Here is a 15,097-nt window from a genome sequence, read left to right as displayed (position 1 = left end):
CGTGTCCTGCCCGTCCGTGTGGCCGGAACGATCCAAGACGTTGCCATAACTGCATCTTGGGTGATCCCCGGGAAAACGAGCTTGAAGGCGCGGGACAAAAACTTGAATAATTGCGTCATGACTGCCGCCACACCCCCTGCTTTTCCGACGTCTCCCTATGAAGAGGGCGCCGAGGACTTGCCTCGGGGGAAACCCGCACTGACCGTCGGCATCGTGCTGATGGACCAATTCACGCTGGCCGCTTTCGCCGGCTTGGTAGATGTGTTGCGGCTGGCGGGCGACCACGGCGGACGCAGCCGGCAGATCCATACCGCGTGGCGCGTGATGAGCTGGGATGGCAAGCCGCGTTGCTCAAGTGCGGGGCTGACCATCGATGTCGCCGACAGCCTGCCCGCCGATCCCGCCGAGTTCGATTACGTCGCCGTGTGCGGCGGTAATGACTACATCAGCGGGCGCATGCCCGAACCGCTGCGCGATTGGCTGCGTCTGGCGGCCGCGCAGCGCGTGCGGCTGCTGGGCATCTGCACGGGTACGTTCGCGCTCGCGCAAGCCGACGTGATCGGACCGCGCACGGTGTGCGTGCATTGGAATGTGCTGGATGCGTTTCGCGAACGCTTCCCGCAAACGCGTGCGGTGGTCGACCGGCTGTTTGTGGATGAAGGCGATCTGATTTCCTGCGCGGGCTCCACGGCGGCGATCGACTTGGCCTTGTATCTGGTGGCGCGGCATTGCGGGCGCGACAAGGCGCAGCAGGCGATGCGGCACATGATGCTTCAGGGCGTGCGGCCGGGGCGCGTGCCGCAGGCGCATTTCCGCACAGATTTGTCCGGCATTCAGGACTTGCGCGTGCGGCAGGCGGCGCACTTCATCGAGCAGCGCATCGACAACCCGCCGCCGCTGGATGCCATTGCGCGGTATGTCGGCGTGGGCCGCCGGCAATTGGAACGCGCCTTTCGGCTGGCTACCGGCATGTCGCCCATGGCGTTTCAGCGGCAACTGCGGCTGGAATACGGCAGCTGGTTATTGTTGAATAATCCTTCCAGCATCACGCAGATTGCGCTGGACTGCGGCTTTGCCGATGGCGCGCATTTTTCACGCGACTTTCGTGCGCACTTCGGTCTATCTCCCAGGCAGTATCAACAGGCCCGTGGCCAGCAACCCGCCATCGGGCAAGAGGACGACGCCGGTATGTTTCTTGCGTAGCCCTCGGCTCACGCAAGGAGAACGGCATGACCTACGACCTTTGGTATTGGGACGGAATTACCGGACGAGGCGAGTTCGTGCGCCTGGCATTGGAAGCAGGCGGCATTCCGTATCGCGAACGTGCGCGCGAACCCGGCGCAACGGAACGTACGCTGATCGACGACATGCAATCGCCACGCGCGCATCCGCCCTTTGCGCCGCCTTATCTGGTGGCGGGCAAGATGACCTTGGGCCAGACCGCCAACATCCTGTATTTCCTGGGTGAAAAACACGGGCTGGCGCCGGATTCCCTGGAAGGCCGGCTTTGGGTGAATCAATTGCAATTGACGATTGCCGACATGGTCACCGAGGCGCATGACACCCATCACCCCATTTCCGCCGACGACTATTACGAAGACCAGAAAGAAGCGGCGGTGCAGCGTGCGCGAGGGTTTCGCGATGAGCGCATTCCGAAATTCCTGGGGTATTTCGAACGCGTGCTGACGGGGCCAGACGCCTGGCTGGCGGGTGGCGAGCGCTGGACGTATGTGGACCTGTCGCTCTTTCATCTGGTTGATGGTTTGCTCTACGCCTTTCCGAAGCGCATGGGGACGGTCGCCTCGCATTATCCGAATGTCATGGCGCTGCATGCGCGCGTGGCGCAGTTGCCAGTGTTGCAGCCCTATTTTTCCAGCGACCGACGCCTGGCCTTTGGTGACGGCATCTTCCGCCAGTATCGGGAACTGGATGCGGCGTGACGGGGGCGTGACGGATGCGTGACGGATGCGTAATGCCGGCGTAATGATGGGGTCGCGCTGATGGGGTCGCGCGATATGCCGCAAGATGCGTCTCGAATTATTTTCAGCGCATTAAATAATAGGGTCATTTGCTGCGCGCAAATGTGACCACTTAATCACTTTTCTGAAAATGCCGTAGCAGGCTTCGTATTAACCCTGATTAACGTGGCGGCCATGACTTCAAGCGGAAGTTGAATAATTTCTGAACCATTAATTTTTTGTCATGGCTATCGGGAAAATGTTGAGAAACACCCGTTTTTAGGATTAAATATTTTCGACTGGATACATTCAGAAGTGCTTATGTTTTTTTCCAGCCTGCCGTTACCGCATTGGCAACGGACCAGCAGGTAGCGATGCATGCGGCGCGGCATGCACTGCCTATGCTTGGGACGCGCCAGCGGTTCTGTTTTGACTATTTCGCTTGCCGATTTTTGTCAGCCACGTCGTCCCATCCTTGGCAGGAGATGCCACCATGCAATGGATCACTCTACGCCGGCTGTTTCGCGGAGACCGCGAAATGCCGAAGGCCGAACTCTACGGCCAGATCGAAGCGATTCACAAGGCGCAAGCCGTGATCGAATTCGATCTTCAAGGCCATGTGCTGATGGCCAACCAGAACTTTCTGGACACCATGGGTTATTCCCTGGACGAGGTCGTAGGCCAGCACCACTGCATGTTCGTCAACCCTGAAGAACGCGAATCCGCTGAGTACGCGGCGTTCTGGCACAAGCTGGGGCAGGGCGCCTATGATGCGGGGCGATATCGCCGGGTCCGTTCCGATGGCCGCGATGTTTGGCTGCAAGCCTCGTATAACCCTATTTTCGATAAGCGCGGCCGGCCGCTCAAAGTGGTCAAGTACGCCACCGACATCACTGAACAGCAGCAGCGGCAGGCCGATACCGAAGGCCAGCTCGCCGCCATTTCAAAGGTGCAGGCGATTATCGAGTTTGAACTCGATGGCACGATCATCCGCGCCAATGATCTGTTCCTGAACGCAGTGGGGTATCAGGCCGAGGAAGTCGAAGGGCGCCATCACAGCATGTTCGTGCGGCCGGAAGAAGCGCGCGGCGCGGCGTACAAGGAGTTCTGGCGCAAGCTGCGCAGCGGCGAATACGACACCGGGCAGTACCTGCGCATCGGCAAGGGCGGCAGGCAGGTCTGGATCGAAGCCAGCTATAACCCCATCTTCGACGCCGAGGGCCGGCCCTTTAAAGTCGTGAAGTACGCCACCGACATCACCAAACGCTTCACCGCGGCGCAAACCTTGCGGGTGGCCGTGCAGGGGCTGACGGAAAACGCCGAGCGCGCCAGCCAGGCCAACGCGCTGGCGCTGGACGCGAGCCAGGTGGCCGAACAAGGCGGCAACACCGTGAAAGGCGTGGTGCAGACGATGGGCGCCATTACCGAAAGCTCGCGCCGCATCTCCGAGATCATCGGCGTCATGGACGGCATCGCTTTTCAGACGAACATCCTGGCGCTGAACGCCGCGGTCGAGGCCGCCCGCGCAGGCACGCATGGCAAGGGCTTTGCCGTGGTGGCTGCCGAGGTGCGCAGCCTGGCGCAGAACAGCGCCGCCGCCGCCAAGGAAATCAAGGGGCTGATCACGACGTCGGTTGAGCAAATCGAAAGCGGTGCGGGCCAGGTGCAGTCGGCAGGGGCGACGATGGAAGACATCGTGGCGTCGTCGCGCCGCGTCACGGAGATCATGGCGGAAGTGGTGAATGTGTCACTCGCCCAGTCCGCCAAGCTGGGCGACGTTACCGAAGACATCACGCAGATGACTGCCGAGGCCGCGCAGACGTTGCGGGCCACGCAAGAGGCCGCGGATACCCAGGCGGCGCGCCAGCATGTCGGCTTCGTCAAGCCGGTGACGGCCACGGTGCGCGCAAGGCCGGCGGCCAATACGCCGCTGCCGCCCAAGCCGGTGCTGGAGTATGTGCGCTACTGAGGGCTGCCGTATCGGACCCGCGCGAGTGCGCTATAAAGACGGTATTGTCTGAACCCCAGGCCTGGGCCGGAACCTTCCCGCCCGGGCCACGTTATTTGTGGCACCCCGTCCATGACTGAATCCGAAGCCCTGGCTCTCGCCTCGCACCGCCATTACAAAGGCGGCCTGTACCTGTATGTGGGCACCGCCCGCCATTCTGAAACCGAAGAGTCGATGGTGGTGTACGAACATCTGTGGCCGCACGAGCGTGGCTTGTGGGTGCGCCCCGCAACGCTGTTCTTCGGCAAGCTGGCGGATGGCTCGGCGCGTTTTGCGCCGCTGCACGCGGCGTCGTAACACCGTGACGTTCTACAACCGGCGTCCGCGCACACCCGGCGTAACGGCGACGCTCGCGCCCGGCGTTACGCGTCCGCGCGCAACCAGCAGCCGCAGTACGGGCGCCCGAACCCAAGCGTCCGTGGCGCTGGCGTCTGCGTTGCAAGCCCTGCGCGGCCCCTTCATCGTGGCCGACTTGGAAACCACCGGCTTGTCCACGGCCACTTGCGAAATCCTGGAGTTCGCGGCGGTGCGTGTTGAAACGTGCGGCACGTTGGCGCGCGAATACACGCAGGTGGTTCGCACGATGTCTCCGGTGCCGCCTTTCATCACGCGGCTGACCGGCATTACCCAGGCGGAAGTTGATCGCCACGGCGTGCCGGTGGTGCAGGCGTTTTCGTCGTTTCTTGAGTTCGTCGAAGACCTGCCCGTGTTTTTTCACAATGCGTCGTTTGACCGGCGGTTCCTGGGTGCCGCAGCCGATCGCACCGGCCTGCCGTTTGCCAACCCCACGCATTGCACGCTGGCCTTGGCGCGGCATGCCTGGCCGGAACTGCCGTCGCACAAGCTGGAAATCCTGGCGCGCCATGTGGGCGCATCCAATCCGACTCACCGCGCGTTAGCTGACGTGCGCACCACGGTAGCGGTGGCGCTGGCCGCCCATTCGCGTCTGGCGGCGGGTGAAGGCTGATTCCCTTCGCCGGTTGCTTTGGTTTTTCGGGAAGCGTTCATGTCCGACCTGGAACAGATCAAACTTGCTTTGCGGGCCTTCACTGCCGAACGCGATTGGCAGCCCTTTCATTCGCCCAAAAACTTGGCCATGGCCTTGTCGGGCGAGGCAGGCGAACTGGTGTCGCTGTTCCAATGGCTGACCGAGGCGGAGTCGCGCAAGTTGACGCCGGAACGCCTGGCGGATGCGGCCGATGAGATCGCCGACGTGCAGATGTATCTGGTGGCGTTGGCCGATCAGTTGGGCATCGACATTGCCGCGGCGGTGTCGAGCAAGATGGTGAAGAATGCGCAGAAATATCCGGCGGACCGGTTTGCGGGCAGCGCGCGCAAGTACAACGATCCGCCCGCAGATGCGTAGCCGTCAGATCACTTTCTGTTCGTGATGAACTTGCGGCGGTTCGACGAAAAAGCCCGCCACCAGCTTGCGCCATTCCTGGAAGTCGGCCGATTCACGGAAATCCACCATGTGGTTTTCCACGGTTTCCCAGTCAACGACCAGCGTGTAGCGCTGCGGCTGTTCAATGCTGCGGTAAAGGTCCATGCCGTGGCAGCCGCGCGCGCGCAAGAACAGCGGCTTGGCCTGTGCAACACCTGCTTCGAACAGCGCTTCCTGCCCTTCGCGGACATGGATGCTGGCAATCTCCTGGATCATGACGGTGTCTCCAATTAATTGGGGCCAGGGTGGTCCTGGCCGGCCGGAGTAGTATGGCTGAAAATTCCAAATCCAGCCTGTCCGATGACCCCTCGAGCCGTAACCTTGACTCGTCTTATTGCTGTTCGCCTGCTCTGGTACGCCGCCATTGGCGTGATCGCTTTCCTGGCCTTGTCGCTGCATACGCAGTTCAGCGTGGTGGTCGTGCTGTCCGCCATCGCCATCTACATTCCCTTGTCGATGCTGTGCCTGCCGCTGATGGCATGGCTGAGCTGGAGCCGCGGCGTTCGCGCGCCCCTGCGTGGGCTGCCGTCTGCGTGGCCGGCGTGGTTGACCGCCACCTTGGGCTTCGTGCTGTTGGCCAGCTATCACGTGCTGGCTGATCTTGATTCGGCCGAATGCGGCTTCCTGCTGCTCTTGGTGGCGGGCGACTTGTGGCTGGCGCGGCGTGAGGCCGCTCAGTTCTTTCGCGTGGCGTCCCGGCAGCAAGGCTGACAGTAAGCCTAAAGGCCATCAACGGCTTGCCCGCCGGCATGTGCGCTAGCCGCCTTGTCCGAGCGCACGGGCCATCTCCCCATCCATAAAGTTGAACCGCGCGCTTGCGCGGCGCGCATCCTCTGCGCCTTTCATCCGCCATACGCATGGCGTGGCGACAGCGTGCTCGTCTTTTTCGCTGCATGTTTTACATATGTCTCTAGCCCACAAAGACGCGGTCCCCCGTTTAGCCGATACCGACGTGCCTAGGACGGAGCAATCATTCCGTACCAATACGAAAGTCCCACGCCCAACGTCGTTGTCAGGCGCGCAGCAAGGACGTAGCGGTCCGCGCCGGTCGGCCACCGGCACCTGTGCATCCGCTTCAAACGGATCAGGAGGAGCTCAAATGAAAAAGCTCGCAGCAGTCGCAGCGTTGTCATTGTTTGCCGCGTCGGCCTACGCCAGTGGACCAAGCGGTCCGTCCGTGTCTGTCACCGGCCACGCCGGCACGATCAATGGCACGGCCTCGTCCATCTCCAACGGCAGTTCGGTCGTAGCCACTCAGGTCAACGGCTATGGCTCGTCCAGCCAGACTTCGTTTGGTGAAACGGGCGGCGTCGCGCAAGTGGGCGGGACGTTCAACCGGGACGGCACCACGGTCGTGACCAGCACGCGGCAGTACGCCACCAGCGAAACCTACGGCCACGTGTCGGGCAATGCGCCGATCATGGTGGGCGACAGCATCGCCAACGGCGGCGCCTCGTTTGGCCAGACGGAAACCAAGGCATCGGCCTCGGGCACGTTCGCGTCGGCCAACATTGGTGCGTTTGGGGCGATTGGCGGTGTCGGCTCGATGGGCCACATTGGTGGCTTCAATCGCTGACCCAATTATCCGGACGGCTTCGGCCGTCCGGGCGAGGGGACATCATGAAGAACATAGTGCTTGCAGTCTCTCTGTCGCTTGCGGCCTGCACGGCCATGGCGCAGACCAGCAATTCCAGTTCCACGACGTCCGCGTCGTCGGGCTCGACCAATGCCGGCAACAACCAGGGCATTACGCTGAATTCCAATAACAGCGGTTCCAGCACCGTAAAGACGGTGCCGCCGGTGGGCGGGCAGAGCTTTTATGGATCGTTCTCGTCGGACAGCTGCATGGTGTCCGCCGGCGGTGGCGGTTCTGTGGTGGGGTTCGGGATGAACATCGCCATTCCGATCGAAGACCAGAAATGCAGCTTGCGGCGCAACTTCGAGCGCACGATGCAGGCGGCCGCGTCCACGAAGGACGCCGACCGTTCTCGCCGTCTGGAGACGGCGGCCATCGATATCCTGTGCCAGACCGACGACCGCACCAAGGCCGCGTTGGTGGCGCAAGGGCTGTGTACGAATCCCGCGCTGACGACGGCCGATCATCGCTTTGACACCACGGCGGTTGCGCAATCCGCGCCGACGTCGACCGCCGCTGGCGTCCCCGCCGCGCCCGTGCAATTGCAGTCGCGAGTGCAGCCACAGGGGCAGCCGCAATTGCAGTCACAATTGCAGTCACAAGCGCAGTTGCCTGTCACGGTGGCGCCGGTGCAAGCCTACCCGGTGCAGGCGGCGCAAACCACGGCGCTGGCGTCGCCGCCCCTGCGCAATCCGCGTCTGGACCGCCAGAAGTTTGCGGACCTGTATTCGCCGGGCTAAGCCACGCCCTTGATCAGCTGGAGGCCGGCGGCGCGACTCCGCCGGGGGCGTTTCCGCCTGGGGCAACTCCGCTTGGGGCGACCCCGCTTGGGGCAACCCCGCTAGGGGCGACCCCGACGGCCTGTGGCGCCGAAGCCAGCAACATGGTGGGCGGCGACGATACCTCCAGCCCAGCATCGTTCAGGCGCTTGAGCACGGTGAACAGCAGCGCGCTGCGCACGCCATAAGCGGCGCGCGGCGACGACACATAGCCCTTGGCGTTGAAGATCAGGTGGCCGTTCTCGATGCCGTCCAGGAACACATTGGGGGCGGGCGTGTCCAGCACGTCCTCGTGGTCACCAAACGCCTGCAAGATCAGCTCACGCACCTGCTCGGCATCGGTCGATAGCGGCAGCGGCAGCTTGATCTGCACCAGGCCCAGCGGATTGGACCGCGTCACGTTGCGCACCGTCTTCGTCACGAATTCAGAGTTCGGCACGATCACGGTCGAGCGGTCGCCCATCTGGATTTCGGTGGCGCGCACGTTGATGCGCAGAATGTCGCCTTCGACGCCGCCCAGCGATACCCAGTCGCCCACTTTGACGGGGCGTTCGGCCAGCAGGATCAGGCCCGACACAAAGTTCTGCACCACCGCTTGCAAGCCAAAACCAATACCCACCGACAGCGCGCTGGCAATCCACGCCACGCGCTCCAGGCCGATGCCGGCCGCTGACAGCGACAAGGCAAACGCGATGACAAAGCCCGCATAGCCGAACAGCGTGGCGGCCGACAACTGCATGCCCGGGTCCAGCTCGGTCGTGGGCAGATAGCGGTTCGACAACCAGCGCTTGAGCATCTTCACGCTCAGCAGCGACAAGGCCAGCACGATCAGCGCCTGTAATACCGCGCCGGGGCGGATCTGCGCTTCACCAATCGCCAGGCCTTTGCGCAACTGGTCGAAGCGCTGGATCAGGTCCATCGGCCCTTCGCCGAATGGCGCCAGCAGCAGGATGATCGTCAAGAGACCCACGGCGACTCGGCCCAGGCCTGACAACAGCACGGCCGCCTGATCGCGCAGGCTCGGGCCTTCGGTATCGCCTTCGCGGTGCGACGTGCCCAGCAGCGTGCTGAAACCGTCTTCGATCAGCGTGGACAGCAAGTAGGCGGAGGCCAGAATGATCAGCACCCACAGCACTTGCTTGGCCAGGAAAGCGCCAAACGCCACATAGCCCGCCAGCAGGCTCGCCAGCCCCAGGATCAGCACGGTCCAGACGGCGCCCAGCAGCAGCGAAATCCAGAAGGGCACCGGCGCGTCGTTTTCCTGAATGCTCTGGCGCCGCAGCCGGCGGCTGATGGACAACACGGCGCCCATCGTCGCCATGATCAGCACGGCGACGATGCCGGTCAGCGTAATCGTTGTGGTCAGGCTGGCGTTCAACAACACGGGCAGGCGTTCCGCCAGCCAGATCATCACCACCAGCGTGCCCAGCAAATTAGGCAGCCAGCGCAGCCGCGTGGCGACGGCATCGCTGATGGGCGGCAGGCGCCACGACGGGCGATGCGTCGACAGCAGCGCATTGCCCATCCCGGACACATACCCGCCAAAACACACCGTGGCCACCAGCGTCACGAGCAGCGCGGAGGTGTTGTCCGAAAGCTGGGAATTCCAGTCCAGGCCGGTCTGAATCAGCAGGGCCACCAGGCCGGGCGTGGCGACCGACAGCACCACTTGCGCCACCGCCAGGAACGAGCGGCGCAACCGGCCGGGCGGAACTCGCGTTGCGGTCAGACGCAAGATAAACCGGCCGATCCAGACGCGTAGCGCAATCACGCCTGCCGCGGCGGCCAGCAGCAATAGCCAGCCCCACTTCGGCGTCTGGCCAACGGCGGTCGACAAGTCGGTGCCCAACGCTTCCAGCCGTTCAAGGTCACTGGGAAATTCTTCGCGGAATTCCTTCCAGAACTGGCTGGACAGGAATGAATCGCGGCGTTCGCCCAAGCGCGCCTGGAATTGCTTGCGGCGTTGCGCCGACACTTGTTCGGCGGTCTGCGCGGCATCCACGGACAGCAAGCGCGCCAGTTTGATCTGCGCGTCCAGCGCGCGGCTGTTTTTCTCCAGCTGCGTGCGCTGGGCGGCAACATCAGGCGCTTCCTTGGCGCCTTCCGGGGGCGAACCCAATTCACTGAGCCTGGCCGTCACGCTGGCCAGTTGCGGCGTCAGTGCGTCGCTGGCCGCGTCCGCCTTGGATTGAATATCGAGCGCGTCGCTGCGTTGCTGCATCAACGTGGCGTCGTCGGTTTCGTCCGCAACGCGCTTGCGGATGTCGTCGATTTGCTTGCGGGCGGCAGCCAGCACGGTTTCCGTATCGGCGGGCGTGGCGGGCGGCGCCGCAAACGCCGGCAACATACAGAGCGCCAGGAACAACGCCGCAAGCATTGCGGCGAAATTGGGCGTGCGGATGCGGCGGGCGCGTAAGAGCAAGGGGTGGCTGATCTGGGTCATTTTCTAAGGGCGAGGCACTCGCGTCGAGGCGGCAGCATAACGCGCCTGCGACCCATCCGTTGCAACAAAAACTAGTGCTATGTCCCCTGTTTTTTTGCACCGGTAGGGAGGCGTATTGCCCCGATGCGCCGGGGGTGGAAAAAGGGCCGGATCGTTGGCCATGGGGGCATGGCCGCCAAGTGGCGCGGCCGCCCGAAATCCACGTTTACGCCGCCAACGTTTGGATTCAACTGAGTTCAGGCGACGGGGCCTCGGGGCAGGGCTTTTTTAGGTTTTCCCAGCACCGAATCACACACGTCCAGCCAGGCACGGGCGGCAAACGACAGATAGCCCGATTGCAGCCAGATATGACCCACTTCCCACTGCATGCCCGACTTGGCCAGCTTCGCGGTGCTGAGTCCCCGCGTCTTCATGCGCTGCATCAGCGGCTCGGGCAAGAGCGCCACGCCGAGCCCGGCAGATGCCATCGCCACCAAAAAGTCCCAATGCGCGCTTTGTGCCGCGATGCTGGGTTGAAACCCGGCGTCGGCAAAGGCCTGGCGCAAACGTCGCGTGATGGCGAAGTCATCGGTGGGAATCAGCAGCCGCGTGTCGCGCAGGGCGCTCAAGGGGAGCGACGTCTTCCCGGCCCAGGGGGCGTCGGGCGGGCCGATCACCCAAATCGGATAACTGCCGAACGCCTGCGCCGTCAGGCCGCTATCGGCCGCAATGGGCAGAATCGTGGCGCCGACTTCCAGTTCGCCGCTGGCCACCAGGCCTTCAACCGCCTGGCCCGTGCCTTCGCGCAGCGTCAGATGGATGCCGGGGTGCAGCTCGCGGAATCGCTTTACAACCGGCGTGAACAGCAGATTGATCATCGGCGGAATGCCGACTTCCAGCGCGCCGCGATGCAGGTCGGCGGTCTGGCGCAATTCCTCGGACAGCTGCCGCATGGTCTCCAGCACTTGCAGCCCGCGCTGGTACATCACGCGTCCGGTATCGGTCGGGCGGGCGGTGTGCCCGTCGCGGATCAGCAGCGGCGTGCCGGCTTCTTCTTCCAACTGGCGAATCATCTTGCTGACGGTGGACTGCGTAACGAACAAGGCCTTCGCCGCCTGCGTAAAGCTGGCATGCCGAACCGTCTCGACGAAGTATCGCAATGCACGCACATCCATGTCCGGGCTCCTGGGCGCGTCGTGCGCAAAACACTCAATCAATGAAAAAAACGACTGGATTGAATGATTTTAAGTCATTACGAGATTTGAGCCGGCGTTCCTATACTGCCGAAAATTCATCCCGAGGCGGGCATACGCCAGCACCGGGATATCGGGAAACGCCGCGACAGACGGCGCCCGGGCTCGCAGGCGGCATCGCCGCGCCCGGCCGCAAGCCGTTGGCCTTTAAATTTGGAGACACCATGCATCTCGACCGTATTCGCCACCCTGGGCTGCACGCCAAGATCACATCCGCCGAGCAGGCGGCATTGCTGGTTCAGGACGGCATGACCGTCGGCATGAGCGGTTTCACCCGCGCGGGGGACTGTAAGTCGGTGCCGGCGGCCTTGGCCAGCCGCGCCGAACGCGAACCGCTGTCGATCACGCTGATCACGGGCGCGTCGCTGGGCCACGACACCGACAAGATGCTGGCGCAGGCCAATGCTCTGGCGCGCCGCATGCCGTTCCAGGTCGACACGACGCTGCGCCGCAAGATCAACCAGGGCGACATCGCCTTCATTGACCAGCACTTGTCTGAAACGGTTGAGCAATTGCGCGCGGGTCATCTGGGCCGGATCAACGTCGCCATCATCGAGGCGGCCTCCATTACCGAAACCGGCGCCATCGTGCCGACGATGTCGGTCGGCAACTCGGCATCGTTCGCGCAGCAGGCGGACAAAATCATCATCGAATTGAACATGGGCGTGCCGGCCGCCATCGAAGGCCTGCACGATATTTACGTGCCGGCCGACCGCCCGGCGCGCCAGCCGATTGGCTTGGTGTCGGTCGACCAACGTATTGGCCAGCCGTTTATCGAAGTCGACCCCGACAAGATCGCTGCCATCGTCATCACGCATGAGCCGGACAGCCCGTCCAACGCCTTGCCGCCGGATGATGAAACCAACGCCATCGCCGGCCACATCAATACGTTCCTGCGGGGCGAAGTGGATGCGGGCCGCCTGACCAACGCGCTGCTGCCGTTGCAGGCGGGCATCGGCACGATCGCCAACGCGGTGCTGCATGGCTTTGAGTCTTCGGACTTCGATAACCTGACGATGTACTCCGAAGTGCTGCAAGACAGCGCGATCGAATTGCTGGACCAGGGCAAGCTCGCGTTCGCGTCGGCCTCGTCGATCACGGTGTCCAAGCCCGTGTACGAGAAGATCCTGGCCAACATGGAGCACTACCGCGAACGCATCTTGCTGCGGCCGCAGGAAATCAGCAATGCGCCCGAGCTTGTGCGCCGTCTGGGCATCATCGCCATCAACACGGCGTTGGAATTCGATATTTACGGCAACGTGAATTCCACGCACGTGGGTGGCACGCACATGATGAATGGCATCGGCGGGTCGGGCGACTTCGCGCGCAATGCGCATCTGGCGATCTTCGTGTCGAAATCCATGGCCAAGAACGGCGACATCTCCAGCGTGGTGCCAATGGTGTCCCATGTGGATCACACCGAGCACGATGTGGATGTGCTGGTCACCGAATGCGGCTTGGCCGACCTGCGTGGCTTGGCGCCGCGCGAACGCGCCCGCGCCATCATCCAGAACTGCGTGCACCCGTCTTATCGCGCCGCGCTGCAAGACTATTTCGACCGCGCCTGCCAGCGCGGCGGCCAAACGCCCCATCTGCTGGAAGAGGCATTTTCCTGGCACCAGCGTTTCAACGAAACGGATTCCATGCAGCCCGCGAAGCCCACGGCACGCAAGGCGGCCTGAACCCGCACGTTTTTGCTGCCGCCGTCTCAGCGTCCGCCAGGCCCTTCGAGCGAAGCGAATCCTGGTTTGTGGGGAAGGCTTCCGCCGGGCGCCGTGTTTTGGGTAGAGGTAAAGGAGCGCAAGCTGCTTTACCTTTTTTTTTGCCCGGCGCCGTCTAGGCGTCGGATTCCGGCTGCGTCGTGACCAGCGCGCAGCGGGACAATTCCAGCTCTTCGTGCAGCCATTGCTTGAGCGCCACGAGCGGCGCCCAGTCGCGCAGGCTGGGCGGGTAGACCAGGTGATAGGTCTGCGCCTGTTCGTAATGCACGCTCATCGGGGATATCCGCACCAATCTGCCTGCGCACAGCGCGTCCGCGGCAAGGAGTTCGCGCCCCAGCGTGATGCCCAGCCCCTGTTCGGCGGCTTGCAGCATCATCCCCGCATCGTTGAAGGTCGCCACCGGCGTGACCGGTGTGCGCACACCCGCCGCATTGAACCAGTGCTGCCACATCTCGCGTTCGCCTAACAAGGGCTGGCGCGCCAGGGTTTCGGGCGTATGGTCTTCAAGCGCAGCCGCGGTTTCCGGCGAGGCCAGCGCGATCAGGGGTAACGGCATGTCAAATAGCGGTTCGGACTCGGTGCCCGCCCACGGGCCGCGTCCAAACCGAAGCGCCGCATGAAAACCATCGCGTACCAAGTCCACGACTTGCTGCGACGTTTCAATCTCCAGCGACACCCCGGGATTCCGCAAGCGCCACCGGCTCATTCGCGGCAAGAGCCAGCGTTGCGCAAAAGAGGGCAGGACTGACACGCGCAGGCGCTGTTCGCTGCCGGTGGCCGCCGCGGCTGCGGCCATCACCCCTTCGTCCAGCAACGATAGGGCGCTTTGCACACTGCACAGCAGTGCGGCGCCCGCGCTGTTCAGCACAATCCCGCGCCCGCTGCGTTCAAACAAAGGGAAGCCCAATTGCTCCTCAAGACCCTTGATCTGCTGGCTCACGGCGCTGTGTGTCAGGTGCAGCCGATCGGCGGCGGCGCGCAAATTCTGTAATTCGGCGACGGCGCGGAAGGCGGGCAGGGTGTTCAGAGGCAAGCGCATGACGGGCTTTTCAGGAGAAAAATCGATTTGGTTAGCTTAGCTGACCAATAGGCCAAAAACAATTCGATTTTCACCCGGGTATTGGGCGATTACGCTAACCAAAACGTCGGAAACCAAGGAGCCGATCATGTCTGCCCATACTTGCAGTGCCTCTTCCTCTCTATTTGAGTCTGCCGCCAAGCCTTCCCAGCAAGTGTTTGCGTCACCAGCAGATCTGGCCCCAGTGGCGGTGGTGGCGGATGCCCCGCATAAGCCGCGCGCGATGGGTGGACTGCTGGGCAAGCTGATTGCTGCGGTCCGTCAATGGCGAATGAAGGCGCGCATGCGCAATCAGGCCGCCGATATGGACCCGCACATCATGCAAGACATCGGCGTGCCGGACTGGCTGGTGAACGAAACCACCCTGCATCGCGAGCTTAGCCGCATGCGGGATGCAGACTACATGCGCTGGTAGGTGTCACTGTCGATGGGCCGGTCAAAATTCGCCCCTCTATATATAGAGAGAAGTGCTTGGTCGAGGACCTCTCTATATATAGAGGGGCGTTGGCCTGTTAGGCGGCAGGGCGGGTCAGTAGAAATATTTGCTGCATGGACATGACAGTGCAAAAACTTGTGCTATAGTCTCGCTCCTTCGCAGTTCAGACAGTTTTGAACCGCGAAGGCAAGGCAAGGCAAGCGCAACAGGCCTAACGAGGGTCTCCAAAAGGAGAAACGAGCCAGGTCTGCCGCGAAGCGATCAGAAATGAGAGCCAAGCGGTTATTGCAAGGATTGCAGCAAATTAGGCAAAAGCCAGTTGCACAATCTGCAAAAAATCGTGCTATAGTCTTGGGCTTGGC

15 protein-coding genes are annotated in these 15,097 nt (G+C 62.7%); 11 read left to right on the top strand and 4 right to left on the bottom strand.

Translation table 11 applies throughout. The features are described 5' to 3' along the window. The first annotated feature begins 117 nt into the window (after positions 1-117). From AC1DB0_RS16490 to AC1DB0_RS16465, 6 genes are all read left to right on the top strand, one after another. A complete protein-coding gene (locus AC1DB0_RS16490; protein ID WP_054427889.1) occupies positions 118-1,203 on the top strand; it encodes a GlxA family transcriptional regulator in 1,086 nt (361 codons plus the stop codon). Positions 1,204-1,229: 26 nt separating this feature from the next. Beyond that, positions 1,230-1,940 (top strand): glutathione S-transferase, encoded by a 711-nt coding sequence (locus tag AC1DB0_RS16485; RefSeq protein WP_175171507.1) that lies wholly within the window; start codon positions 1,230-1,232, stop codon positions 1,938-1,940. A 511-nt stretch (positions 1,941-2,451) separates the two neighbouring features. Further along, entirely contained in the window at positions 2,452-3,927 is a 1,476-nt protein-coding gene (locus tag AC1DB0_RS16480; protein ID WP_476758047.1) for a methyl-accepting chemotaxis protein, read from the top strand. A 111-nt stretch (positions 3,928-4,038) separates the two neighbouring features. Then, complete coding sequence (locus tag AC1DB0_RS16475) at positions 4,039-4,263, top strand: DUF1653 domain-containing protein (RefSeq protein ID WP_054427886.1); 225 nt, start codon at positions 4,039-4,041, stop codon at positions 4,261-4,263. A gap of 121 nt (positions 4,264-4,384) precedes the next feature. Beyond that, a complete protein-coding gene (locus AC1DB0_RS16470; protein ID WP_245636511.1) occupies positions 4,385-4,933 on the top strand; it encodes a 3'-5' exonuclease in 549 nt (182 codons plus the stop codon). A gap of 39 nt (positions 4,934-4,972) precedes the next feature. Further along, positions 4,973-5,332, top strand: a complete 360-nt coding sequence (locus tag AC1DB0_RS16465) for a nucleotide pyrophosphohydrolase (RefSeq protein WP_342067531.1) — start codon at positions 4,973-4,975, stop codon at positions 5,330-5,332. A gap of 3 nt (positions 5,333-5,335) precedes the next feature. Here the strand turns inward: AC1DB0_RS16465 and AC1DB0_RS16460 are convergent, their stop codons facing one another. Beyond that, positions 5,336-5,626 carry an antibiotic biosynthesis monooxygenase family protein gene (locus tag AC1DB0_RS16460; RefSeq protein WP_476758048.1) on the bottom strand — a complete coding sequence of 97 codons (291 nt, stop codon included), beginning with the start codon at positions 5,624-5,626 and terminating at the stop codon, positions 5,336-5,338. A gap of 105 nt (positions 5,627-5,731) precedes the next feature. Between AC1DB0_RS16460 and AC1DB0_RS16455 the strand changes: the two genes are divergently transcribed. The 3 genes from AC1DB0_RS16455 to AC1DB0_RS16445 all read left to right on the top strand — a co-directional run bounded on the left by AC1DB0_RS16455 (position 5,732) and on the right by AC1DB0_RS16445 (position 7,786). Beyond that, positions 5,732-6,121: a hypothetical protein gene (locus tag AC1DB0_RS16455; protein WP_245636509.1), complete on the top strand. Its 390-nt coding sequence runs from the start codon at positions 5,732-5,734 to the stop codon at positions 6,119-6,121. Positions 6,122-6,509: 388 nt separating this feature from the next. Further along, positions 6,510-6,986 carry a hypothetical protein gene (locus tag AC1DB0_RS16450; protein ID WP_054427883.1) on the top strand — a complete coding sequence of 159 codons (477 nt, stop codon included), beginning with the start codon at positions 6,510-6,512 and terminating at the stop codon, positions 6,984-6,986. Positions 6,987-7,030: 44 nt separating this feature from the next. Next, positions 7,031-7,786 carry a hypothetical protein gene (locus AC1DB0_RS16445; protein ID WP_054427882.1) on the top strand — a complete coding sequence of 252 codons (756 nt, stop codon included), beginning with the start codon at positions 7,031-7,033 and terminating at the stop codon, positions 7,784-7,786. A 13-nt stretch (positions 7,787-7,799) separates the two neighbouring features. Here AC1DB0_RS16445 and AC1DB0_RS16440 read toward each other — a convergent pair whose 3' ends face one another. After that, positions 7,800-10,202, bottom strand: coding sequence for a DUF3772 domain-containing protein (locus AC1DB0_RS16440; protein ID WP_476758056.1), 2,403 nt, complete (start codon positions 10,200-10,202; stop codon positions 7,800-7,802). A gap of 302 nt (positions 10,203-10,504) precedes the next feature. After that, on the bottom strand, positions 10,505-11,422 hold the full coding sequence (locus tag AC1DB0_RS16435; RefSeq protein WP_342067529.1) for a LysR family transcriptional regulator: 918 nt from the start codon (positions 11,420-11,422) through the stop codon (positions 10,505-10,507). Between the two features lie 242 nt (positions 11,423-11,664). Between AC1DB0_RS16435 and AC1DB0_RS16430 the strand changes: the two genes are divergently transcribed. Beyond that, a complete protein-coding gene (locus tag AC1DB0_RS16430; protein ID WP_476758049.1) occupies positions 11,665-13,182 on the top strand; it encodes an acetyl-CoA hydrolase/transferase family protein in 1,518 nt (505 codons plus the stop codon). Positions 13,183-13,336: 154 nt separating this feature from the next. Here AC1DB0_RS16430 and AC1DB0_RS16425 read toward each other — a convergent pair whose 3' ends face one another. After that, positions 13,337-14,260, bottom strand: a complete 924-nt coding sequence (locus AC1DB0_RS16425) for a LysR substrate-binding domain-containing protein (RefSeq protein WP_054427879.1) — start codon at positions 14,258-14,260, stop codon at positions 13,337-13,339. A 127-nt stretch (positions 14,261-14,387) separates the two neighbouring features. Here AC1DB0_RS16425 and AC1DB0_RS16420 point away from each other — a divergent pair, with 127 nt between their 5' ends. Next, positions 14,388-14,714 (top strand): DUF1127 domain-containing protein, encoded by a 327-nt coding sequence (locus tag AC1DB0_RS16420; RefSeq protein ID WP_454669526.1) that lies wholly within the window; start codon positions 14,388-14,390, stop codon positions 14,712-14,714. The last annotated feature ends 383 nt before the right edge of the window (positions 14,715-15,097 follow it).

It is taken from the genome of Achromobacter sp. 10T422 (assembly GCF_056394065.1).
This window is presented reverse-complemented; position numbering and strand designations above follow the sequence as displayed.